Here is a 22406-nt window from a genome sequence, read left to right on the forward strand (position 1 = left end):
TATGTCATCACCGCGCGTGCACATGTCCGCGCGGCGCGAAGAGCATTGCGGCGTGATGGCGACGGGTCCGCCCGCCGGCATGGAAAGCGGCGCCGCCGATCTCGCGCGGCCGGATGCTCACCAGGCCCTCGATGCTGTGCGGGGCCCGGGTCTCTCGGGTGTAAACGGGGCGGCTCATCGTTGCTCCCTCACTGGCGGGGTCGGCAAGGCCGTGCGTCCACCAACCATCGCGCGGACGACGGGACGCGGTCCACGGCCGGAGGAGGGCGCCCGGGTGCACAAGGGCGACGGCTGCGCGCCGGTTGACCGCCTGTGTGCGCCTGGTGCCACTCGCGATCCCACGAGCGCCGGGCGAAACTTCGCCGGCACGGCGGGTACACGCCGGCGTCCCGCCGGGCCTCGGGGCGAGGGGCGAGCTCCGCCGCCGGGCATCACGACACGAGCCGGGCGAGCACCGCCTCGTGCCAACATCCCGCCTGGTCGGCGCAGTCCCCGACCGAGCACGGGCCTGCCCCGAATGTGCGCGCGGCAGGCGAACTCGAACGCAGGGAAGGCACCCTCGGCGTCCGGTCGCGGACAGGAACGATGTTGCCCGAAAGCCGTCGCACGCGGGAACGGCCTTGCCCCCGGCGATCCGCAGGCTCGTGGACACGGCCCGAAGCCGGGCGGGCGCACTCGGCGTCGGTGCGCGCCGAGCGGACGGGGATCCCCTTGCTCGTCACGGTGATGCGGGCCGGAATCGGTGAGCGCGAGCAGGTGGCGGCAGCGCGGCGCGGCGCATCGGGTCCCTCGTTGCCTACGGCGCGCGGCTACCGGGTCCACCGCGCCCGAAGCCGGCCGCAACCGGCGCGAACGGCGTCTCCCGCGCCCCACCGCCCAACGCGCGGCTAGGCCGACGACCGACCCGCGGCCCAACCCCGCACTCCCATCGAGGAGTTCGCACCCGCCGCCCACCGCCCCGGGACGGCACCCGGGCCCGGACGTCAACTCCCATGGATTTCAGGCATATTCGACACCTTCAGCCGCCCGACAAGATCGAAACGCCCCGAATTCTCCTCCGCTCGGATCAGTGCAATACTTCGCATGCTAGCCTCACTTTGAGTAATTCAAAGGAGACGTTACGTGTTTGAGCGCGTAGCCGAACTGGCGATCCGTCGGTCCCGGGTGATTCTTGTGGTGGCGGCCGTGGCCGTGACCCTCATGGCCGCCGTGGGCTTCGGCGCGTTCGCCAAGTTGCAGAGCGGGGGCGGCTTCGACGACCCGGCCTCCGAATCCACCCGTGCCGGTCGGGTCATCGACGCGAAGTTCGGCGGGGAGACGAATCTGGTCCTGCTGGTCCGCGCCCGCCAAGGCGGCGTCGACGACCCGGCCGTCGAAAGGGATGGCCGGGCACTGGCGGCCGACCTCAGGAAAGAGCGGGCCCTGGACAACGTGATCTCGTACTGGGACACGGACAACCCCGCCCTCCGCTCCAAGGACGGCCGCGAAGCCATGGTGCTCGCCCACGTCAAGGGCGACGACACGGAGCAGGCGAAGAACGTCAAGGGCATCATCGCCGCCCACACCGGACCGCGCGGGAACGAGCTCGTCGTCCGGGCCGGTGGGGCCACCGCCGTGGCCAAGGAAATGTCGACGCAGGGCACCGACGACCTCGTCCTGGCCGAGACCATCGCCGTGCCGCTGACCCTGGTGCTGCTGCTGATCGTCTTCGGCAGCGTGGTCGCGGCCATGCTGCCCCTGGTGATCGGCACCATCGCCGTCATGGGCACCTTCGCCGAACTCGCCCTCCTCGGCGACATCACCGACATCTCGATCTTCGCAACCAACCTGACCACGGCCCTGGGCCTGGGCCTGGGCGTCGACTACGCCTTGTTGATGATCAACCGGTTCCGGGACCGACTCGCGTCCGGCGCCGAGGTGGACGACGCCGTCCGCCACACGGTGCTCACCGCGGGCCGCACGGTCGCTTTCTCCGCCGCCACGGTCGCCGCCGCGCTCGCCGCGCTTCTCGTGTTCCCGCAGTCCTTCCTTCGTTCGTTCGCCTACGCGGGGGTCGGCGTCATCATGGTCGCGGCGATCGCCGCCCTGTTCGTGATGCCCGCCCTGCTCGCCGTCCTGGGACACCGGGTCAACAGCGGCCGCATGCCATGGGTGAAGCCCGCGCGCCCGGACGCCGCGACGTCCGTGTGGGGCCGGCTGGCCGGCGCCGTCATGCGACGTCCCGCACTCGCCGCGATGCCGATGCTCGGCGTCCTGCTGCTGGCGTCGAGTCCGCTCCTGGGCATCACGTTCGACATGGCCGACGAACGCGTGTTGCCCGAGGACGCGACCAGTCGACAGGTCGCGACCGCGCTGCGGGAGAACTTCGCCGGCAACGACGCCGCGGCCCTGCACATCGTCATCGACAAGCCCGTGGACGAAGCCCCGTTGGGCGCCTACGCGGCCGAACTCTCCGGATACAGGGGCATCGTCCGGGTCGAGGCGTCCACGGGAACCTACACCGAAGGTAACTCCACCGCCCCGGGTCCCGGCAATGCGGCCCTGGGCCGGCCGGACGCGCAACGGATCAACGTGGTGAGCGCACTGCCGCCGAAGTCGGAAGATGCCCAGAAACTGGTCACCACGGTAAGGTCGCTCGCGGGGCCCGGCGGGACGCATCCCCTGGTGGCCGGACCCGACGCCGAACTGGTCGACGCCAAGGACTCCATCGCCGGCCGACTCCCATTCGCCGCCGGCCTGGTCGCCCTCACCACCTTCCTGCTCCTGTTCCTGTTCACCGGCAGCGTCGTGCAACCGCTGCGCGCGTTGGTCCTGAACCTGATCAGCCTGAGCGCGACTCTGGGCGTCATGACCTGGATCTTCCAGGACGGCCACCTCACATCCCTGCTCGGCTCCACACCACAGCCGATGGAGGTGTCGACGACCGTACTGATGTTCTGCATCGCCTTCGGCCTCTCGATGGACTACGAGGTGTTCGTCACCAGCCGGATCAAGGAACTCCACGACCAGGGCGAGGACACCGAGTCGGCCGTGGTCAACGGCCTCGGGCACACGGGGCGCATCGTCAGCGCGGCCGCCGCCCTGTTGGCGGTGAGCTTCTTCGCGTTCGGGACGGCCGAGATCAGCTTCATGCAGATGTTCGGCCTGGGTACCGGGTTGGCCATCCTGATCGACGCCGTCGCGGTACGGGGCATCCTGGTCCCCGCCGCGATGCGCCTGCTCGGCCGCTCGGCCTGGTACGCACCCCGCCCCCTGCGCAGGTTCCACAACCGATTCGGCCTCAGCGAAACCGGCACCGTACCCCCGCCCACGGCTTCGCCGGAGCACATGCCCGGCACCTCGAACAAAAAGAACTCGGCGGGAGTCTGACCCCGACGCGGAGGCTGCGCCGAGTCGGCGACCGGATCGGACACATACGCCGTGCGGTCGCGCACGAAGATCGCGGGTCGCGACCGTTGCCGGCCGAGCGGTTCCTGCCACTTGCCCAGGACCGCAATGGTGTCGACGACCTTGCCGACTTGGGGGTCGATGACCAGGCACGGTGGACCCGTCCCGCACCCGAACCGCTGACCTTCGACAACACGATTCGCCGCCGCGGTGTCCTGCGGTCGATGCCGGCCGATTGCCTGCGGCACCGCGCACTCACCCGGGTGGCGCACAACGCGTGGGCCGTTCGCGTTGGTCGCGGTTCAGCGGATCCCCGGTCAGGTAACTACTCCTCCCATGGCCTGCGGCGATGGGAAACCGGTGCCGGGCTGCGAGATTCCACCGCGGATGACTGTCACGGACGGCAGGCCACCTGCGAGCGGTGGGACCGCGGGGATCTCGTCGCACGTCGACGTCTCGAGCGAAGGAATGTGAACGTGCTGCATCGGATCACCGTCATCGCCGCGGTAGGCGTACTGACCGTGGCGGTTGCCGCGGGCGCCGGCTCCGCGCCGACCGCAACCCACGGCGGGCCGCCACCGTCCCCGTCCTCCTCCCCTCCCGGCGGGCCGCCACCGTCCCCGCCCCCATCTCCGTCACCGTCGTCCTCCCCTCCCGGCGGCCCGGCAAGCGAGGCATGGGCGTGGACCCAACTGACCAGCCGGGGCACGCAAATCCGTTACGTGAGCACCGACACGACCCAGACCTGCCCCACGGTCCGGTACACCTTCCACGGGACCCGGGCCCCGTTCGTTCTGCACCGCGTCAGCACGCCGGCGGGCCCTCAGTTCCCCACGACCGTGTGCGAGTTGGGCGTGCCCTTCTCCGCTTCCAATGCGGTGCTCGAAGCGTCGACCATCCATGCGACCTCGTGGCACCCTGCGAACCATGAGCTCCCGCTGCCGAACTGGGGGGCGAACCCGCGTCCCCGCTCCGTCGCGGTCATCGGTGACACAGGCTGCCGGGTCCCGACGATGGGCCTGGTACAGGACTGTGCGAACGGCTGGCCTTTCGGGCAGATCTCGAAGAGCGCCGCCGCGACAAAGCCGGACCTTGTGGTCCACGTCGGTGACTACCTGTACCGCGAGGATCCCGGCAAGGCGAACGACACGAACCTGAATCCGGGGTGCACCACAGCCGGGGACAGGGCCCACTGGGACTGTGTCGTCGCCGACTTCTTCCGCCCGGCGGCGGACCTGCTGGCCGTGTCGCCGGTCGCCTTGACCCGGGGCAATCACGAAGCGTGCCAGAACGGCCAATCCGGTGGCACGGGCAGCGCCTGGTTCCGGTACCTGGCCGACAACCTGCTCGACAACGGTTCGTGCACGGAGTTCACGTATCCGCCGTCGCTGATCCGAGCGGGCACGCTGACTCTGGCGTCGGTGGACTCCTCATCCGCCGACCCGAGCGACAACGGGACGACGACGAGCGCCGAGACGACCGAGTTCCGGGACGAGTTCACCGTCGTGAACCAGGATGCCCAGCAGTATCCCGGCAACGACTACTTCGTCTTCACGCACAAGCCGCTGTGGATGGTGAAGTCGGTCGGTACCACGCCGACGGCGGTCACCTGGGTGACCCACGCTCTCGACAGCGGACTCGCCGCCACCACGTTGGGCCGACTGGCGGACAACGTCCGGCTGGTGCTCTCCGGCCACATCCACCTCTACCAGATGGTCGATTTCCTCAACAGCACGCGGCCGCCCCAGGTGACCGTGGGCGCCTCGGGGGCGCTGCCTCTGGACATCGGCCCGCCCGACTCCATGACTCCGGGCAAGCTCGTCGGCGATCCGACGCAAACCGTGAACCAGTCGAGAACCCAGCAAGGGATCCTTGGCTACGCCGTGCTCCTCGACAACGGCGGGAACTGGGATCTCACCTTCCACGACGCGGCCGGCATGGCCCTGCCCCAGATTTGCACTCTGGACGCGAGCCTCACCAACAAGAAGTTCACCTGCCACTGAGGGCCGACTGCTGAGGCCTGACTGCTGATCCCCAATGAAGTCGGATGTGTCCGAGTAGGGTCGGGGACTGGCGCGGAGACGCATGCTCCGTTGCCGGTCCCCGACACTTCAAGTGAAGTAGGCCGCCGACGAGGTGCCCGTGGTTTCGGGTCCTGTCGTCCGAGCGGGCGGTCGTTGCCCCCTCACGATGACGGCCATCCACGTTGGCGGCGGTTGGTGGACGGTGTGTGGTGGCGCCTCCGGACCGGGTGCTGTGGCGGGATCCACCGTCCCTGTACGTGTCGTGGCAGACGGTGTACCGACCGTTTCGGCGAGGCAACGTCGGGGCGTATGGGCCCAACCACGGACGTTGTTGCAGGCAAGAGCTGATGCGACCGACATGCCCAGCGTCCGACAGCAGCCCCGCGAGCCTCCGACACAGGAATCACCCCAGATGTTTTCGGCGTCGGCGGCTTGGCGGGCGAGGCGTTCCGAACCGTCGTGATCGCCCGCCCGCTCCAATAGCGTGATCAGCTGTGACACGTCAGCTCTTCTGCTGGGCGACCGCCGCTTCGGCTTCCTTCTGGAGCTGGTCCAGCACGTCCTTGGGCGACTTGCCGGAGACCGCGCTGCCGAGCTGTTCCTTGATCTTGGGCGAGAGCACGTCCCACGCGACGTCGTTGAGCGGGTAGAACTTCGCCTTCGGGAGCAGGTCGATGTACGGCTTGAGGCCGGCGTTGGCGGGGTTGGCCGTCATCTTGGCCATCACCGACTTGGTCACCGGCGGGAAGCTGTACTGCTCCTGGAACTTGAGCTGCTGGTCGGTGCCGAAGGCGTGGTCGACGAAGGCCTTGATCTGGTCCTTCCTGCCGTTCTTCTTGAACGCCATCATCCAGTCGGCGACACCGAGGGTCTCGTTCAGCGGACCGGTCCTGCCGGCGATCGGCGCGGTCGCGTACTTGAGGTTCGGGTAGTCCTTCTTCAGCGTGGCGATCATGGTGGGGTTGCTGTTCACCATGCCGACGCTGCCGCCGTAGAAGTCGGTGTAGACGTCCTTGCGGTTCTTGGTGCCGGGGTTGGACTCGGTCAGGCCGGTCTTGACCAGGTTGTCGTTGACCCAGTTCAGGGCCTCGACGTTCTGCGGGCTGTTGACCGTGTACTTGCCGTTGGTCTGGTAGCCGCCACCGTTGCCCAGCGCCCAGTTCATGAACTCGCCCTGGGCCTCCTCCTTGCCCAGCGGCAGGCCGAAGGGCGTGGGCACGCCGGCGGCCTTGAGCTTGGTCGCGGCGGCCTTGAGTTCGTCCCAGGTCTTCGGCGGGTCGGTGATCCCGGCCTTGGCGAACAGGTCGGTGTTGTAGATCAATTGCCGGGTGCTGGAGGTGAAGGGAATGCCGTACTGCTTCCCCTTGACCGTCGCCGCGGGCGTGAAGGAATCGACGAAGTCGGCCTTGGTGGCGGGCGACATGACGTCGTCGACCGGGTAGAGCAGGTCGTCGACGACCTTGTCGGCATAACCGCCGGTCTGCAGAAGGTCGGGCATGTCGTTGTTCTGGATCATGGTCGCGACCTGCTTGTCGATGTCGTCCCAGTTGACGACCTGCAGGTTCACCTTGATGCCGGGGTATTTCGCGTTGAAACTCGAAATCACGCCGTTCCAGTACTTCTGCATGCTGCCGTCGCCGCTGCCGTAGTCGGCCACGACCAGCTTGATCGACCCGTCCTTGGGCGCACCGGCCTCACCGGAGGCGCCGGGCGTCGCCTTGTCCTCGTCCTTCTTGTCGTCCGAGCCACCACACGCCGACAGAAGCAGTGCGGCCGACAGTCCTGTCGCCGCCAATGCCATCAGGTGCCGCTTCATCGCAGTACCGCCTTCATGCCTTCGGGAAAACAGGACCGTTGGTGCGGGTTTGGTCGCGCTCTTCATGCATACATGTTCGTAATGGTGACTTTTGTGAACATTTTAGACAATATTAGGTAACATCCGAATGTGCGGACGGCCGATTCCGCAGATCCTCGTCAACGGGCCCCAGCCGTCGAACCGCAACTCGTCGATTGCTTCGGATCCGGTGCTTCGGATCCGACACCACCGCGGGACCGGGTCGAGCGACCGCCGCCCCTGTCGGGCCGGCCCGCCATCCCCTGCGCGCCACCGGGGGCTCGGTCACGCGCGGCGCGCCAGACGAGGCGCGCCCGGGCTGGGTCAGCCCGCCATCGCCGGAACATTGCTGCGCGAGTATCGAGAGACGGGCGCGGCGACCGGCAGCATCGCCCGGACGGTGCGGCCGGCACCGCAGTCTTCGACGTCCACCCCGCCGGCGAGGAATTCGACGATGTCCAGGCCCCGGCCGTGCTCGTCGGGGTCGCAGACCCGCGGCCGACGCCGTGAGCCGTGGTCCCCGTGGTCGTCCACCGCGATGTCCAGCACGCCCGTGTCCAGGACCAGGCGAACGGTCATGACGCTCCGGCCGTACTGCGCCGCGTTCGCGGCCAACTCGCCGACGATCAAAACCGCGGAGTCCCGATCGTCACCGCCCAGACCCCAGCGGGCCAGCACCGCACCCGTGAAGCGGCGGGCGTCGGCAACCCGGACGTCCCGGGCGGGCAGCGCGATCACGGCGTGCCGTTGGTCGAGCGACGGTGCGGGGCGACGAACCCGGCCCCGGACACCCGCCCGCGATCCGCCGGCCGCGACCTCGACGCGACACTGCGGGGCGTCCACGACGCCGGCGTTTCGGTATGGGCACATCTCGGGTGCCTCCACATCGTGCAGCTCGGCCACCAGCCGAGCGGTCGTGCCCTGCCAGGGCTCCTCGGGCTGTTCCTGTGATCCAAACTACCCCTTAGTCCAACAGGTGTAAATAGTATCTTCCAGGACTTAGAATAAGGGGAGACTGTCACAGAGGGGCGAGGAGTTTCATGCGCAAGCGAACGGCACGGGACATCCGCCGGCACAACAGGTTCGAGGTGCTGCAGAGCACCTACGCGGCCGGCGAGCACGTGAGCCGGCAACAGATCGCAACCGCGACCGGGCTCTCCACGGCCACGGTCGCCAACCTGACCGGCGAGCTCCTCGACGTCGGCGTGCTCGTCGAGGTCGGACGGGAGGACTCCGGCGGCGGCCGCCCCCGCGCACGCCTCGCGGTCAACGCCGAACGCGGCCTGCTGGTCGGCGTCGACGTCTCCGAGGACTTCGTCCGTCTCGAACTCTACGACCTCGCCATGAACGTCCTGCGCGCCGTCGAACGACGCATGGACCCACGCGGCAGCACCCCGGGCGACGTGGTCGAACACATCACCCTGGGCGTCGACGACCTCCTCGCCACCCCCGACGTGGATCCCGACCGGGTCCTGGGCATCGGGGTCAGCCTGCCCGGACTCGTCGAACGCGAGGGCGGCGTCTCCGTGCTCGCCGTCTACGGACACTGGCGCGACGTCCCCATGAAAGCCCTCCTGGCCGAACGCCTCGACTTCCCCCTCTACGTGGACAACCCGCTCAAGGCCAGCACCGTGGCCGAACTGTGGTTCGGCGCCGGACGCGACGTCGACGACCTGGCCGTCGTCACCCTGCGCACCGGCGTCGGCGTCGGCGTCGCCATCGACGGAACCCTCTACCGCGGCACCACCAACAGCGCCGGCGAATGGGGCCACATCATCCTCGTCATGGACGGACGCACCTGCCGATGCGGCGCCCGCGGATGCGTGGAGGCATACGTCGGCGCCCCCGGCATCCTGCAGACCCTGCGCGAGACCGACCCGCACCACCCGATCCTCACCATCGACGACCAGATCGCCGCGATCGAGGCCCTCGCCGACGCGGCCCGCCGACACGACCCCACGGCCCAGCGGGTCATCGAGGAGACCGGCCGCCACCTCGGCGCGTCCGTCGCCACCATGATCAACATGCTCAACCCCGCCAGGATCGTACTCGGCGACTGGGTCGCCGACCGCCTCGGCGAACCACTGCTGACCGCCACCCGCAACGCCGCAGCACACTACTCACTCGACCAACCATTCGGCGCGGTCACCCTGAGCCTGTCCGAACTACCCGACAACGCGGTATGCCTCGGAACGGCAACCTTCGCCCTCGAAGGCTTCCTCAACGACCTCACCTCCCACACCGTCCGGTTCCCGGCCCGGCCGACCATACGAAAGCTCACCCGCTGAGGCCGGAATGGTGCCCCGAACAGCGGAAGCGCGGGACTTCGTCCGACCAAGCCCACGAAGTTGATCGAGGCGCGCGCCTTGCTGACCGTGTTCCGTTTTCCCACCCACGCGGTGATCCGGCGGTCACCGCCCAGTAGGCACCGAGCGCGGCAAGGAACGGTGTCACTGGTATCGAGGCCGGCCCGGGCCAGGCCACTGCCCCGGGGCGGGCCGGTGCCACAGTCCGCGGGCGGAAAGCAGTGGCAGGACGCCCTCGGCGAAGTGGTACGCCTCCTCCAGATGTGGGATCCCGGAGAGCACGAACTCGTCCACCCCGTGGCGGTGGTAGGTCGCGATCAGCTCGGCCACCTCCTGGTGGCTGCCCACGAGGGCGGTGCCCGCGCCGCCGCGGACCAGGCCGATCCCGGCCCACAGGCCGGGATGGATCTCCAGCCGCTCGGTCGACCCGCTGTGCAGTTCGCGCATCCGGCGTTGACCGACCGATTCGCTCCGGGTCAGCGCGAGTTGGGTGGCCCGGATCCGTTTCGGGTCCATCCCGGCAAGCAGCCGGGCCGCCTCCGCCCAGGCCGACGCGGAGGTGTCCCGGGCGATCACGTGCAGCCGCACGCCGAAACGCGGCTTGCGGCCGAGCACGGCGGCGGCCGACCGGATCCCTTCGATCTTCTCCCCGACCAGCTGCGGCGGCTCCCCCCAGATCAGGTACACGTCGGCGTGACGAGCCGCGACCTTTGCCGCCGCGGCCGACGAACCTCCGAAGTAGATCTCCGGAACCGGCGAGGGCAACCGGGTCAGTTCGGCTCGCTCGACCCGCAGGTGCTTGCCGTGGTGGTCGACCGTCTCGCCCGCCCAAAGCCGCCGGACGATGCCCAGGAACTCGTCCGTCCGAGCGTACCGGCCGTCCTTGTCCAGGAGGTCGCCGTATGCGCGCTGCTCGGGCGATTCCCCACCGGTGACCACGTTCAACAGCAGTCGGCCGGCCGACTGGTTCTGGTAGCCCGCAGCCATCTGTGCCGCCAGGGTCGGGCTGATCTGGCCCGGGCGGAAGGCCACCAGGAACTTCAGCCGTTCGCTGACCTGGGTGAGCATTGCCGTGGTCAACCAGGCATCCTCGCACCACACCCCGGTGGGCGTCAGTGCGCCGACGAAGCCGAGTTGTTCCGCCGCCCGGGCGATCTGGCCGAGGTAGCCGATGCTCGGCGGCCGGTCTGCACCCGCCGCTCCGGGCGTCGAGCCGTGACCGCCGCCGACCACGTGCCGGCTGTCGCCGGTGGTGGGCAGGAACCAGTGGAAAACCAGCGACATGCGGACTCCCGGGGCAGACGGTACGAGATGGCGGGGGCGGACCAACCGCCCCAGTGGTGACGGACACCGGGGGCGACCGACGAGCACAAACGGCCGATCAGTCCACGGTGAACCCGCCGAACGCGCCGTCGTGGTACACCAGCGGCGCGCTCCCCTCCCACGCGACTGCATCGACGACCTCGCCCACGACAAGGAGGTGGTCGCCGACCATCTGGATGAGCACCGGCTGCGCTGTCAGCCACGCGGCGGTGCCCGACAGGATCGGGACGCCCCGCTCTCCCGGCGTCCAGTCGGTGCCCGCGAACCGGTCCGCACCGCGGCGGGCGAAACGGGCCGCCAACTCCTCTTGGTCGCGCCCCAGGATGTGTACCGCGAAAAGGTCGGCCGCCCGGACCGCGGGCACTGCCGAGGCGGTCGTCGCCAAGTAGAAGGAGACCAGGGCCGGTTCCAGGCTGACCGAGGTGAACGAGGTCGCGGTGAACCCGACCGGGCCGGGCACCGTGATGACGGTGACGCCGGCCGCTTGCCGCCGCAGCGTGCGGCGCAGCACCTCACCGACTGCGGCGGGCGAACCGGGGGCGGGAGGAGTTCGATTTCGGATCGCGGTCACGATGCCGCTCCTGCCAGGGCTTCCGGGGGTTCCAGGCCATCCGGCAGCTCCAACACACGGAACGACTCCTTCACGAGGACCACTCCTCGACGGTCAGCACGCGCGCCGGATCAGGGCCGCCGCGCAGGCGCTCCAGCCACAGCACGATCTGCGCGGCCACGCTGCGATGGGCGGCGTCGTTGAGCACGTCGTGCCGGCCGTCGGCGACCGCGACCAGCGTGGTCCGGGTCGAGGTCGCCGCGAGCCGACGAACCTCCGCGATCGGCGCCAACGGGTCGGCGCCGCCGTGCACCACCAGGACGGGAAGGTCGGGCCGCACCAACACCTCGACCAGCGACGACTGTTCGTCCGGCAGCGCCCCGGCCAACGCACCCGGCGAAAACGCGGCGTCGTCGGTCAGCACGCCGCGATGCGCCGGGCAGGCGGTACGCGCCGCCAACTCCCCCTCCCAGTCGACCGGCACCGAGTCGGCCTCCCCCACCGGCAGCCCCGCGAGCACCAGTCCGGCCGGTCCCACGCCCCCGCCTGCGACGGCGCCGGCCGCGTACAGCGCGCCGGCGTCGGACCCGGCCAACACCACCGGCGCCGGCAGTTCCGGCGCGATCTCGGCGAACGCGGCGGCCACCGAGGCGGCGTCGGGATGCGCCGTGGCGTCCAGCGCCCGGACCAGGTATCCGTCCGCGGCGAGCCGCCGCCCGAACCGCGCGTACACGCTCGCCGGTTCCCCCCGCCCGGGCAGCAGCACCAACGAGCCCCGCACCGCGGCGCCCGGTTCCGGGGCCCAGACGATCTCGGCCACCCCGTCCACCGGGACAGCCGACGCGGACGCGGTGCTCATCGGGCGTTCCCCGCCACAGCCGAGACCCCCGCCGCGCCCGCGAGATCGCGCCGGGCGACCTCCTGCCGAACCAGCGGCAGGAGGTCCCGGCCGTAATCCACCGCGTCCTGCAGTGGGTCGTACCCCCGGATCAACAACGTGCTCACCCCGATGTCCACGTAGTCGAGCAACGCCTGCGCCACCGTCTCGGGCGTGCCCACCAGAGCTGTCGAGTTGCCCGCCGCGCCGGTCGCGGCGGCCGGCGCGGTCCACAGCGCGCGATCGTGCCGATCGGCCTTCGCCGCGGCGGCGAGCAGCCGCTGCGAACCGGCGTTCTGCGGCCGTGCGTCCGGTCCGACCGGCACAATCGGCCGCCATGTCCCCACGTAGGATCCGGCACCTGCGGCCCGGCTCCGGATGGTCCGCAGGATGTTGTGCGCGCGCTCCCACGCCTCCTCTTCGGTGCGGCCCAGGATCGGCCGGAAGGACACGCTGATCCGCGGCGGCTCCGCGCGCCCTGCGGCGGCCGCGCCGGCCCGGACCGAGGCGATCTGCTCGGCCGTCTCGGCCAGCGGCTCGCCCCACAGCGCGAACACGTCCGCGTGCCGACCACCGACCCGGTACGCCGCCGCGGAGGAGCCGCCGAAGTAGATCGGGATGCGCGGTTGCTGCACCGGTCGCACTTCGGCGTGGTAGTCGGCGAATCGGTAGTACGGTCCGTCGTGATCGAAGGGCACCTCGCTGGTCCATGCCTTGACGAGGACGTCGAGGTAGTCGTCGCTGCGGGCGTAGCGCTCGTCCTTGGGCAGATAGTCGCCGTCGCGTCTCTGCTCGGTGTCGTGACCGCCGGTGATGATGTGCACGGCGACCCGGCCGGCAGAGAACTGGTCGAGGGTGGCGAACGAGCGGGCGGCGAGCGTCGGAGCGACGAAGCCGGGCCGGTGGGCGACGAGCAGGCCGAGGCGTTCGGTGTGCGCGGCGACGTGCGCGGCGACCTGGCCGCCCTCGGGCGTGCCGGAGCCGTAGCCGATCAGGATCCGGTCGAAGCCGGCCTCCTCGTGTGCGCGGGCGAAGCGGCGGGTGTAGTCGGCGTCCACGACCGGTCCGGCAGCAGGCCGGGTCTCCGAGACGTCGGTGGTGCCGATCATGCCGATGAATTCGACGGGCATGTTGTCACTGGCCTTTCGAAAGGGGAGGTACGGCAGCGCGGCGGCGCAGCGCGGCCTGTCCGGTCGCGAGCAGGACCGTGTCGTCCTGGGGGGTGTGGATCCGGCTGCACAGCACGTCGCGCAGGTGGCGTTGCAGCGGGTTGGTGTTGCTGAGCGCGTTGTTGCCGATCAGCGCGACGGCCTGTTCGACCGCGCCGATCGCAGCGCGGGTGCCCAGCACCTTGGCGCCGGTGGACTGCTCGGCGGCCCCGGTCTCGCCGGCGTCCACGCCTGCGGCGAGTGCGGCCACCAGCCGTTCGGCACCGCTCAACGCGACGTCGATCTCACCGACCGCGCTTTGAAAGCGCGGCAGCGTGGCCAGCGGGGCGCCCAGCGCGGTGGGGACGCGTTCGTGCAGGAAGCCGATCAGCCATTCCTGGGCGGCGCGGGCCACGCCGAGGTACAGGGCGGTGAGTCCGAGGCAGTTCCAGGCGCCGGCCGGCGCGTCCCGGCCGGCGTCGGCGCCGGGTGCGGCGAGCGAGGCGGTGTGGTCGAGCGGGATCCGGACGGCGTCGAAGTGCACGTCGTCGCTGCGGCTGGCCCGCAGGCCGAGGTGGTCCCAGGTCGGGCGGACGGTGATGCCCGGAGTGTCCGCGCGGACCAGGAAGGTGCCCACCCGGGTGGGTTGTTCGTCGGTGCGGGCCCAGACCAGCATCCAGCGCAGCGCGGCGGCCCCGGTGGAGAAGATCTTGTGCCCGGTCACCTCCCAGTGGTCGGCGCGCCGCCGGGCCGTCGTGGCGGGCAGGCCGCCGCGGACCGGGGTGCCCAATTCGGGTTCCACCCGCAGCGCGTTCACCAGAGTGGGCCCGCGACCGAACTCTGCCAGCAGGTCCGCGTAGACCCCGGCGGGCCAGTGCAGGGTACGGGCCTGCCCGGCGTGGGCGAACAGCGTCATCGCGGCGATCAGGGCGACTGCGGGATCCCCCGCGCCGAGCGCGCGCAGGATCCGTACGGTGTCGGCCAATCCGCCGCCCGGGCCGCCGAATCGAGCCCCCACTGTGGCGGTCAGCAGGCTCGCTCGGTAGACCTGCTCGATGCCCTCGTGAGGCAGCGACGCGTCCCGGTCGTGCTGCTCGGCTCGCGCGGCGAGTGCGGCGGTGACGGCGTCCAACTCGGCCCAGCGTGGCGGCGGAAACGTCGGGATCCGCGGTGGCGGTGAGGTCATCGGTCGGTCTCCGTGTGGTCGGGGTTCGGCCAGGTGGGCGGGGCGTCGGGTCGTCGGGATGCGGCAGCACCTCGGTGCCACCGCCTGCGGCGCGGCGGACCGCGAATGCGCCCCGGTGCGCGGTGGTGGCCGGGCCGGCGCTCATCCGCCGCCGACTCCGGCCGGCACACCTCGGTCGGTCTGCTCGCGGACCAGGGTGACCAGGCGGCTGTAGGCCCGGGCGTCGGCCGGCGGGTCGAAGCCGCGGATCAGCAGAGTGTCGACACCCAGCGTCGTGTAGTCGACCAGTGATTCGGCGACCTGTTCGTACGAGCCCACCAGCGCCGTGGAGTTGCCGGCCGCGCCGGTGACCTTGGCGACCGCCGTCCACAACCGCTTGTCGTGCACGTCGCCCTGGGCGGCGTAGTCGAGCAGCCGTCGGGAACCCTCCTGGGCGGAGTGGTCCAGGTTGAACTCGCGGCGCAGGTCGCCCACCCGCTCCCGGGTCAGCCGCAGGATGTCGGCGGCCCGCTCCCAGGCGGCGGTCTCGGTCTCAGCCGGGATCGGTCGCAGGCTCACGCTGAACGCCGGCGTCCGACCGTACGGCTCGGCGGCGGCCCGAACCTGGCTGATCCGTTCGGCGATCCCGGCCAGCGGCTCGCCCCAGAAGGCGTACACGTCGGCGTGCCGGCCGCCGACGCGGACCGCGTCCGGGGAGGCGCCGCCGAAGTAGATCGGGATGGGGGTCCGCGGCCGGACGCCGGACAGCGCGCCCTTGACCGTGTAGAACTCGCCGGTGTGGTCGAAGGGTTCGGTCGATTCCCAGGTGCGTCGGACGACCTGGAGGAAGTCGTCGGTGCGCCGGTAGCGGGTGGGCTTGTCGCTCAGGTCGCCGTCCCGGGCCTGGTCGGCGTCGTCGCCGCCGGTGATCACGTGCAGCGCGACCCGGCCGGGGTGGAACGCGTCGAGGGTGGCGAACTTGCGGGCGGCCAGGGTGGGCGAGACGAATCCGGGTCGGTGCGCGAGCAGCACGCCCAGGCGGCTGGTGTGGGTGAGGATCTGGTCGGCGACGGTGAAGCCGTCCGGGCTGGCCGAGGAGTGCGCGACCAGCACTCGATCGAAGCCGGACTCCTCGTGTGCCAAGGCGAGTTCGCGCAGGTAGGCGGGTTGTACGGCTGGTCCGGTGGTCTGGGTGTCGGTTTCGCTGAAGGGCTTGGTCGCGGCGATGCCGATGAACTCGACGGGCATGGTGGTGCTCCGATGCGCGGAGGGAGGCGGGATGGTGAACGGGGTGTGGTCAGGGTGTTTCGGCGGCGAGACCGGCCCGCCACGTGCTCGCGTGGTGGCAGGCCGCGGTGCGTGCGGCGCCGTGCTCGCGGGTGGCCGGTGCGGTCCGGCAGTCGTCGGTCGCGAAAGGGCAGCGGTGTGCGAACACGCAGGCGTCGTCCGGGGGTTGCCGGATCCAGCCGGCCCGAGGCCCACTCGGGCGCAGCCGGGCGACGCCGAGTCCGCTCTCTTGGCGGACGCTGGGCGCCGACGCGGTGAGCAGCGCGGTGTACGGGTGCAGCGGATCGCTCAGGACTTGTTCGGACGGGCCCTGCTCGACCACCCGGCCCCGGTACAGCACGGCGATCCGGTCCGCGATTCCGGCCAGCGAGCCGAGGTCGTGCGAGATGACCACCACGGCCGGGCCGAGCGTGCGGCGCAGGTCGTCGAGCAGGGACAGGACGTGGTTGCGGGTGGAGGCGTCCAGGGCGCTGACCGGTTCGTCGGCGAGCAGCAGCCGGGGCCGGGTGACCACGGCCCGGGCCAGGGACACCCGTTGGCGCTGTCCGCCGGAGAGCCGGCCGGGCGTGCGGGTGTCGAACTCCGCGGGCAGTCCGACCTGTTCGAGTGCGTGGCGGACCCGGGCCGCGCGCTCGCCCCGGTCCACGAGGCCGCTGACGGTGAGCGGTTCGGCGACGATCTCGGCGACGGTCAGGTCGGGGTCGAGCGAGCGCAGCGGGTCCTGGAACATGTACTGCACGCTTCCGCTGCGACGCAGTTCGCGCAGCGCTTTCCCCCGCAGCCCGGTGACCGGCGTGCCGTTCAGGGTGATCCGGCCGGACCGCACGGGGGCCAGGCCCACCACGGCGCGGGCCAGCGTGGTCTTGCCGGATCCGGTCTCGCCGATCACGCCGAGGATCTCGCCGGCCCGGGCGTCGAGGAAGACGTTGTCCAGGACGGGTTCGACGGCCCGGCCCCGGCGTGCGCCGTAGGCCACGCAAAGGCCGCGGATCTCCAGCACCGGGTCGGCGACGGCGGGTTGTACGCGTGGGGTCTCGGTCGCGGTGACGGTCATGCGTCCACCTCCTGGAGTCGGGGTCGGTCCGGACGCTGTGCGCGCCCGGCCCGGTCCGCCGCGGCGAAGGCGGCGCGCACGGCCGGTTCGTCGGCCCGGACGCAGCGCACCCGACGCCCGTCGGCGCGTTCGGTCAGCCCCACCGACGCCCGGGTGCACGCGGGGGCGGCGAAGGCGCAGCGGTCGGCGAATCGGCAGCCCGGCGAGGTGGCGCCGGGCTCCGGCGGGCGGCCGGGGATCACCGCGAGGTCGCGGCGGTGCCAGTCGCCGATCGAGGCGACCCGCAGCAGTGCCTCGGTGTAGGGATGGGCGGGTGCGGCGATCACCTCGGCGGTGGGGCCCTCCTCGACGATCTCGCCGGCGTAGAAGACCAGGATCCGGTCGCAGACCTCGGCGACCACCGCGAGGTCGTGGGTGACCAGGAGGAGGGCGAGGCCGCGTTCGGCGCGTAGGCCGGCGAGCAGTTCGAGCACCTCGGCTTGGACGACGGTGTCCAGCGCGGTGGTGGCCTCGTCGGCGACCAGGAGTTCGGGTTCGCAGCCGACGGCGATGGCGATCAGGACACGTTGCAGCATTCCGCCGGAGAGTTCGTGCGGGTAGCGGTGGTACAAGTCGGCGGGTCGTTGCAGGCCGACCGAGGCGAACAGTTCGATCGCACGGGTCCGGGCGGCGGCACGGTCGAGGCCGAGTCGTACGCGCAGCGGTTCGGCCAGTTGTCGGCCGACGGTCAGCGAGGGGTTCAGGTAGGAGGCCGGGTCCTGGAAGACTGCGCCGAGTCGGGTGCCACGGACCTGCTCCCACTGGCGCGCGGTCAGCGCGGTGAGGTCGGTGCCGGCCAGGTCGATCCGGCCGGCGGCGACTGCCACGCCGGGGGCGGCGACACCGAGCACGGAGCGGCAGGTCAGCGTCTTGCCGCTGCCGGACTCGCCGACGATGCCGACGGCTTCGCCGGCGTGTACACGAAAGGCCACGTCGCGCACGGCCTCGGTGCGGGCCGCGCCGACGGTGATGTGCAGCCCTTCGACGGTGAGCACGGCGGGGCGTGGGGGCGGTGCGGGGGAAGCGGTCGGCGGGGCGGGGTTCTCGGGGGGTGACGTGATCGGTGCGGCCGGTCGGTCGGTCGATGGTGGTGGTGGTGGTGACATCGCGGTCCTCCTTCCACGCGCCGGATCGGGGGGATCGGGTCGGGTCGGGGGTGGTTCGTCGCCGGCGGCGCCGCCGTCGCGGACGGCGTCCGCGAGCAGGTTGAGCGCGCCGACGGTGAGCATGATCACCGCGGCCGGGAAGATCGGGGCCCAGGGTTGCTGCGCGAGATAGCCCAGATCGGCAGCGAGCATGCCGCCCCAGGTGGGCGTCGGGGGTTGGACGCCGACTCCCAGGAAGGTGAGCGAGGCGACCACGAGCAGGGCGTTCCCCAGAGCCTGGGCGGTGGTCACCGCCACGGTGGGCAGTACCTTCGACCACAGGTGGGTGCGCAGGATCCAGCGCCGCGAGGCGCCCATCAGTTCGGCCGCCTGGATGTACTGCGCCTGGGTGAAGCCGAGTGCGGCGGCGCGGGTGACCCGGAAGAACAGCGGTGCGAGCAGCACGCCGAGCGCGAGCATCGCCTGGTGCAGGCCGTTGCCGAAGACGCCGACGGCGGCGATCACGAAGAGCGTGAACGGCAGCGTCATCAGCGCGTCCACCACGCGCAACGAGATCCAGGCGAAGGTCCGCCCCAGCCAGAGCGAGGCGATCCCGGGGACGACGCCGAGCAGCATCGCCGCCCCCACCGCCTCCAGGGCGCCCAGGACCGAGTCGCCGGTGCCGGCCAGGAGCCGGCTCAGTACGTCACGGCCCAGGTAGTCGGTGCCGAGCGGGTGTCCGGCGTCGGGGCCGCGGAGCATGTTCGCGGTGTCCTGGGCAAGCGGGTCCCGCGGGGCGAGGTCGGCGCCGAACACGGTGAGCAGGGCGACGATCACGAGGACCGGGAGCGCGATCCTGGCAGTGCGCAGCCGCGCGGCGCGGCGCAGGGTTCTCATCTCGCCGCCCCCTTGGGGGTGCCGGCCGCGACCGGCCGGCGGGCGGCGGGGTTCAACGCGAGCATTCCGGCGTCGACGACCAGGTTGGCGACCAGCACGACGGCGACTGTCGCCAGCAACGTGCCCTGAATCAGCGGGACATCGTGCTGTTCGGCGGCCTGGAGAGACAGTCGGGCGATGCCGGGGAGGTTGAAGATCCGTTCGGTGACCACCGCCCCGCCGATGAGCATCGGCACGCTCATTCCCAGCGCGGTCACCGCCGGTCCGGCCGAGTTGCGCAGCGCGTGGCCGAACAGCACCCGGCGCGCGGGAAGTCCGCGCATCACCGCGCCGGTGACGTAGTTCTCGCGCAGCACGCCGACCAGCGAGGTACGCAGTTGGCGGGCGATCGCCGCCGCCGCGTCCAGGCTCAGCGCCAGAGCGGGCAGCACGGCGAACCGCAGCCACTGGAGAGGGTCCTGGCCGAACGGCACGTAGCCGCCGGTGGGAAGCAGCTTCGTCTGTACCGAGACCACCGAGATCAGCGCGATGGCGATCACGAATGCCGGCAGGGTGCCCAGGATCGAGCAGGTCCCGGTGACCGCCATGTCGAGCCGGCCGCCGTTGCTGCGGGCGGCGGCGATTCCGGCGGTGCCGCCGAGCAGGACGGCGAACAGCAGCGCAAGCGCGGCGATGGACAGGGTCACCGGCAGAGCGGCGGCGATGCTGTCCGACACCGGGACGGTGGTGAACCAGGAGCGGCCCAGATCCCCGGTGAGCGCGTTGCCCAACCAGCTCGCGAACTGCACGGGTTCGGGTCGGTCCAGGCCGAATTCGTGGTTCATCCGGTCGATGTCGGCCGGGGTCGCGGTCTCGCCGAGCACGGCCGCACCGGGGTTGGCCTCGGACAGGGCGCCCAGACCGAAGGTGAGCGCGGAGGCGATCAGGAACACCGTGGCCGCGCTCAGCAGCGCCTTGCCCAGCGGGCGCGGGGCGCGCGCGGCGCGGCGGACGAGCAGTCGCCCCACGCCCGTCGACGGCGCTCCGGCGGGCGACAGCACGGCCGTCACGGCGCGGTCACCCCCTCGAAGCGTTGCACGACGGTGAAGGCCGGGATGGCCGAGACGGAGCGCTGCCGGGCCAGGATCCTGGGCACCGAGTAGAGGAAGACGTTGGGCATGGTCCGCACCGCCAGCGCGGTGGCGGCCTGGAGGTTGGCCGGGTAGTTCGGTGAGTCCAGCGGCGTTCTGGTGACCTTGTCGACGGCGGCGGTCAGTTCGGGGGGTGTGCTGCGGCCGGGGTTCATCAGGCCCTGCTCGCCGAAGAGCACCTGGAATGCCTGCACGGCCGAGTCGCGGCCGGCGAACTGGTCGGTGAACAGCGCCTTGGAGTGCTGGATGTAGACGATCTGGGTGGCCTGCGCGGTCGGGATGACCTCGATGGTGGTCTTGATCCCGACCTCCTTGAGTTGGGCCTGCAACTGCTCGGGCAGGCCCTGGGTGGCGGAGGTGGTGATGGTCAGTTCCACCCCGTCGGGGTGGCCGGCACGGGCCAGGAGTTCACGGGCTTTGACCGGGTCGTGGGGGAACAGGTCGGCGGAGCCCGGGTCGTAGCCCACGTAGCCCTTGGGGAAGGGCTGGTAACTGACCTCGCCGAGGCCGAACTGCTGGGTCTTGAGCAGGGCTTCGCGATCGATGGCGTGCTTGAGCGCTTGGACGACCAGCGGGTTGTCGAACGGCGCCTTGGCCGAGTTGATGTCCAGCACCGCGACCACCAGGGACGGGATGACCTGGACCTCCAGGCCCGCCGCCTTGGCTGCCGCGACCTGGCTGCCGGGGATCTGCGCGACGTTGTACTGCCCGGACTGGAGCGCGGCGACGACCGTGGCCGGGTCGGGCAGCGGGTAGATCTCGAAGCCCTCCACCTTGATCGCGGCCGCGTCCCAGTAGCCGGGGTTGCGCTTGAGCACGGCCCTGGCGTTCTGGGTGTAGGAGGTGAGCGTGAACGGACCGGCGCCTGCCGGGCGGGTGGCCAGGCCGGCGGGGTCGGTCTCGAACGCCTTCGGGCTGACGATCATCCCGGTCTTGCCGGCGAGCAGGCTGGGCAGTTGGTAGTCGGCCTGGGTGAGCCCGAGCACCACGGTCAGCGGGTCCGGGGCGGTGATCTCCTTGATTCGCACCAGTTGTGGCGCGACCAAGGACTTGGGGTCGCTCCTGCCTCGGTCCAGGCTCTTCTTGACGGCGGTCGCATCCAGCGGGGAGCCGTCGGCGAAGGTCAGCCCGGGGCGCAGGGTGAAGGTGATGACGGTGCCGTCGGCGTTGTATTTCCAGCCGGTTGCGAGTGCCGGAACCGGGTCGCCCTTCTCGTCGAGCTTGGTCAGGCCCGCGTAGACCAGCGAAAGGTCGTGCACGTCCCAGCCCGCCGAGGAGAAGACCGGGTCCCAGGAGGTCGGCAGGGACCAGCCCCATTTGATCGTCCCTCCGCCTGCCCTGCCGGCGGCCGTGCCGTCGGCACCGCACGCGGCCAGAGCGAGAGCGGCGCCGGCGCCGAGCCCGAGGCCCAGGAAGGAGCGTCTGCCGAGTGTGGAGGTCGTGCTGCGGGAAGCGTTCATGATGCTGCGTCACCTTTCGGGCGCAGGCCGAACCGGGCCGCGGCGGGCCGGTGGGCATGCGAGGAGGCACCGCGTCGAACCGGGCGACGGCGCGGCAGGGCTGGACGAGAGGGTGGACACGGGATCCGACGGGTGGTCCGGGCCGGAGGCGGGCGGGCGCAGCCGGAGTCGCGTCGGGTGGATGCGTCACGGGGGTGGCGGGCCCGGCGGTGCGGCGACCGGCCCGGCCGAACGGGTCGCAGTCACGGTCGTGCGGCGTCGGGGGCCGTGGAGCGGCGGAAGCACTTGCGGCAGCCGAGCGCGGAGAGCGGGACCGGGCATCGGTTCCCGGTCACGGCGTCAGGTCGCGGCGGCTGCCCGAGGTTGCCGGGTCAGCGACAGAGAGCGCTGCTGGTCCGCCGGAAGTCCACGAAGCGGCACACCACAGCGGGGTGCGTCGAAAGCATGCGCACATCCTGACGGGGACGAGTGCCGCATGTCAATGGACACCTGTTGGTGTCTTATAGGGCGGGCCGCGCGACCGTCAGGGCCGGTCGTCGGTCGAACGAGTGTGGACCATCGGGCGCACCACCGCCTCGGAGTCGGAACCCCCCTGTCCGATCCGGCACTTGGTCCGCGCCCGGGGGTGCACCCGGGCGCGGCCGCACACCGCGTCGGAGCAGCCGGGGCACGGTGCCGGGCATTGCGAACTCCCTGCGGTGTGCGGACCCGCCTCGAAGCCGTGGCCCCGGACGCCGCACGATCCGCGGTGCCCGCGCGAGGTCTCGCCGCACCACCGGGACGTTCTCCCGCCCCGCCGCGGCGGACAGGCCCACGAGCCGGTGCCGACACGTCTCGGGC

General features: G+C 71.1%; 16 protein-coding genes. 3 read left to right on the top strand and 13 right to left on the bottom strand.

Features of this window, described 5'->3' with window-relative positions; genetic code table 11:
• Window positions 1-7 precede the first annotated feature (7 nt).
• Window positions 8-178, bottom strand: coding sequence for a hypothetical protein (locus OG948_RS37525; RefSeq protein WP_331769452.1), 171 nt, complete (start codon window positions 176-178; stop codon window positions 8-10).
• A gap of 944 nt (window positions 179-1122) precedes the next feature.
• On the opposite strand from OG948_RS37525, the gene OG948_RS37530 reads away from it, so the two are divergent.
• Window positions 1123-3369: an MMPL family transporter gene (locus tag OG948_RS37530; protein ID WP_331769453.1), complete on the top strand. Its 2247-nt coding sequence runs from the start codon at window positions 1123-1125 to the stop codon at window positions 3367-3369.
• A 740-nt stretch (window positions 3370-4109) separates the two neighbouring features.
• Window positions 4110-5390: a metallophosphoesterase gene (locus tag OG948_RS37535; protein ID WP_331769454.1), complete on the top strand. Its 1281-nt coding sequence runs from the start codon at window positions 4110-4112 to the stop codon at window positions 5388-5390.
• Between the two features lie 523 nt (window positions 5391-5913).
• Here OG948_RS37535 and OG948_RS37540 read toward each other — a convergent pair.
• Both OG948_RS37540 and OG948_RS37545 read right to left on the bottom strand, forming a co-directional pair.
• Window positions 5914-7227, bottom strand: a complete 1314-nt coding sequence (locus tag OG948_RS37540; protein ID WP_331769455.1) for an extracellular solute-binding protein — start codon at window positions 7225-7227, stop codon at window positions 5914-5916.
• A 342-nt stretch (window positions 7228-7569) separates the two neighbouring features.
• The gene (locus tag OG948_RS37545; RefSeq protein ID WP_406300508.1) at window positions 7570-8148 is read right to left on the bottom strand and encodes an ATP-binding protein; all 579 of its coding nucleotides are present in this window, start codon (window positions 8146-8148) and stop codon (window positions 7570-7572) included.
• Between the two features lie 137 nt (window positions 8149-8285).
• Between OG948_RS37545 and OG948_RS37550 the strand changes: the two genes are divergently transcribed.
• A complete protein-coding gene (locus OG948_RS37550; RefSeq protein ID WP_331769457.1) occupies window positions 8286-9533 on the top strand; it encodes an ROK family protein in 1248 nt (415 codons plus the stop codon).
• A gap of 162 nt (window positions 9534-9695) precedes the next feature.
• Here the strand turns inward: OG948_RS37550 and OG948_RS37555 are convergent, their stop codons facing one another.
• From OG948_RS37555 to OG948_RS37600, 10 genes are all read right to left on the bottom strand, one after another.
• Window positions 9696-10835: an LLM class flavin-dependent oxidoreductase gene (locus OG948_RS37555; protein WP_331769458.1), complete on the bottom strand. Its 1140-nt coding sequence runs from the start codon at window positions 10833-10835 to the stop codon at window positions 9696-9698.
• 97 nt (window positions 10836-10932) lie between these two features.
• Entirely contained in the window at window positions 10933-11445 is a 513-nt protein-coding gene (locus tag OG948_RS37560) for a flavin reductase family protein (RefSeq protein ID WP_331769459.1), read from the bottom strand.
• A 70-nt stretch (window positions 11446-11515) separates the two neighbouring features.
• Window positions 11516-12283, bottom strand: a complete 768-nt coding sequence (locus tag OG948_RS37565; RefSeq protein WP_331769460.1) for a lysophospholipase — start codon at window positions 12281-12283, stop codon at window positions 11516-11518.
• Window positions 12280-13431, bottom strand: coding sequence for an LLM class flavin-dependent oxidoreductase (locus OG948_RS37570; protein WP_331769461.1), 1152 nt, complete (start codon window positions 13429-13431; stop codon window positions 12280-12282). The genes OG948_RS37565 and OG948_RS37570 overlap by 4 nt, the downstream gene beginning before the upstream one ends.
• 4 nt (window positions 13432-13435) lie before the next feature.
• On the bottom strand, window positions 13436-14635 hold the full coding sequence (locus OG948_RS37575; protein WP_331769462.1) for an acyl-CoA dehydrogenase: 1200 nt from the start codon (window positions 14633-14635) through the stop codon (window positions 13436-13438).
• Window positions 14636-14776: 141 nt separating this feature from the next.
• The gene (locus tag OG948_RS37580) at window positions 14777-15862 is read right to left on the bottom strand and encodes an LLM class flavin-dependent oxidoreductase (RefSeq protein WP_331769463.1); all 1086 of its coding nucleotides are present in this window, start codon (window positions 15860-15862) and stop codon (window positions 14777-14779) included.
• 49 nt (window positions 15863-15911) lie between these two features.
• Window positions 15912-16955, bottom strand: a complete 1044-nt coding sequence (locus tag OG948_RS37585; protein ID WP_331769464.1) for an ABC transporter ATP-binding protein — start codon at window positions 16953-16955, stop codon at window positions 15912-15914.
• Window positions 16952-18976 (bottom strand): dipeptide/oligopeptide/nickel ABC transporter permease/ATP-binding protein, encoded by a 2025-nt coding sequence (locus OG948_RS37590; RefSeq protein WP_331769465.1) that lies wholly within the window; start codon window positions 18974-18976, stop codon window positions 16952-16954. Before OG948_RS37590 ends, OG948_RS37585 begins: the two co-directional genes overlap by 4 nt.
• On the bottom strand, window positions 18973-20025 hold the full coding sequence (locus OG948_RS37595; protein ID WP_331769466.1) for an ABC transporter permease: 1053 nt from the start codon (window positions 20023-20025) through the stop codon (window positions 18973-18975). Before OG948_RS37595 ends, OG948_RS37590 begins: the two co-directional genes overlap by 4 nt.
• A complete protein-coding gene (locus OG948_RS37600; protein WP_331769467.1) occupies window positions 20022-21566 on the bottom strand; it encodes an ABC transporter substrate-binding protein in 1545 nt (514 codons plus the stop codon). The genes OG948_RS37595 and OG948_RS37600 overlap by 4 nt, the downstream gene beginning before the upstream one ends.
• Between the last annotated feature and the right edge of the window lie 840 nt (window positions 21567-22406).

The organism is Embleya sp. NBC_00888, assembly GCF_045207655.1.
Taxonomy (GTDB): Bacteria; Actinomycetota; Actinomycetes; order Streptomycetales; family Streptomycetaceae; genus Embleya.

Excerpts from the sequence above, each read along its gene's own strand:
- OG948_RS37525 (WP_331769452.1), bottom strand. The coding sequence starts at position 178 with ATGAGCCGCCCCGTTTACACCCGAGAGACCCGGGCCCCGCACAGCATC.
- OG948_RS37540 (WP_331769455.1), bottom strand. The coding sequence starts at position 7,227 with ATGAAGCGGCACCTGATGGCATTGGCGGCGACAGGACTGTCGGCCGCA.
- OG948_RS37550 (WP_331769457.1), top strand. The coding sequence starts at position 8,286 with ATGCGCAAGCGAACGGCACGGGACATCCGCCGGCACAACAGGTTCGAG.
- OG948_RS37555 (WP_331769458.1), bottom strand. The coding sequence starts at position 10,835 with ATGTCGCTGGTTTTCCACTGGTTCCTGCCCACCACCGGCGACAGCCGG.
- OG948_RS37565 (WP_331769460.1), bottom strand. The coding sequence starts at position 12,283 with ATGAGCACCGCGTCCGCGTCGGCTGTCCCGGTGGACGGGGTGGCCGAG.
- OG948_RS37570 (WP_331769461.1), bottom strand. The coding sequence starts at position 13,431 with ATGCCCGTCGAATTCATCGGCATGATCGGCACCACCGACGTCTCGGAG.
- OG948_RS37575 (WP_331769462.1), bottom strand. The coding sequence starts at position 14,635 with ATGACCTCACCGCCACCGCGGATCCCGACGTTTCCGCCGCCACGCTGG.
- OG948_RS37580 (WP_331769463.1), bottom strand. The coding sequence starts at position 15,862 with ATGCCCGTCGAGTTCATCGGCATCGCCGCGACCAAGCCCTTCAGCGAA.
- OG948_RS37585 (WP_331769464.1), bottom strand. The coding sequence starts at position 16,955 with ATGACCGTCACCGCGACCGAGACCCCACGCGTACAACCCGCCGTCGCC.
- OG948_RS37590 (WP_331769465.1), bottom strand. The coding sequence starts at position 18,976 with ATGAGAACCCTGCGCCGCGCCGCGCGGCTGCGCACTGCCAGGATCGCG.
- OG948_RS37600 (WP_331769467.1), bottom strand. The coding sequence starts at position 21,566 with ATGAACGCTTCCCGCAGCACGACCTCCACACTCGGCAGACGCTCCTTC.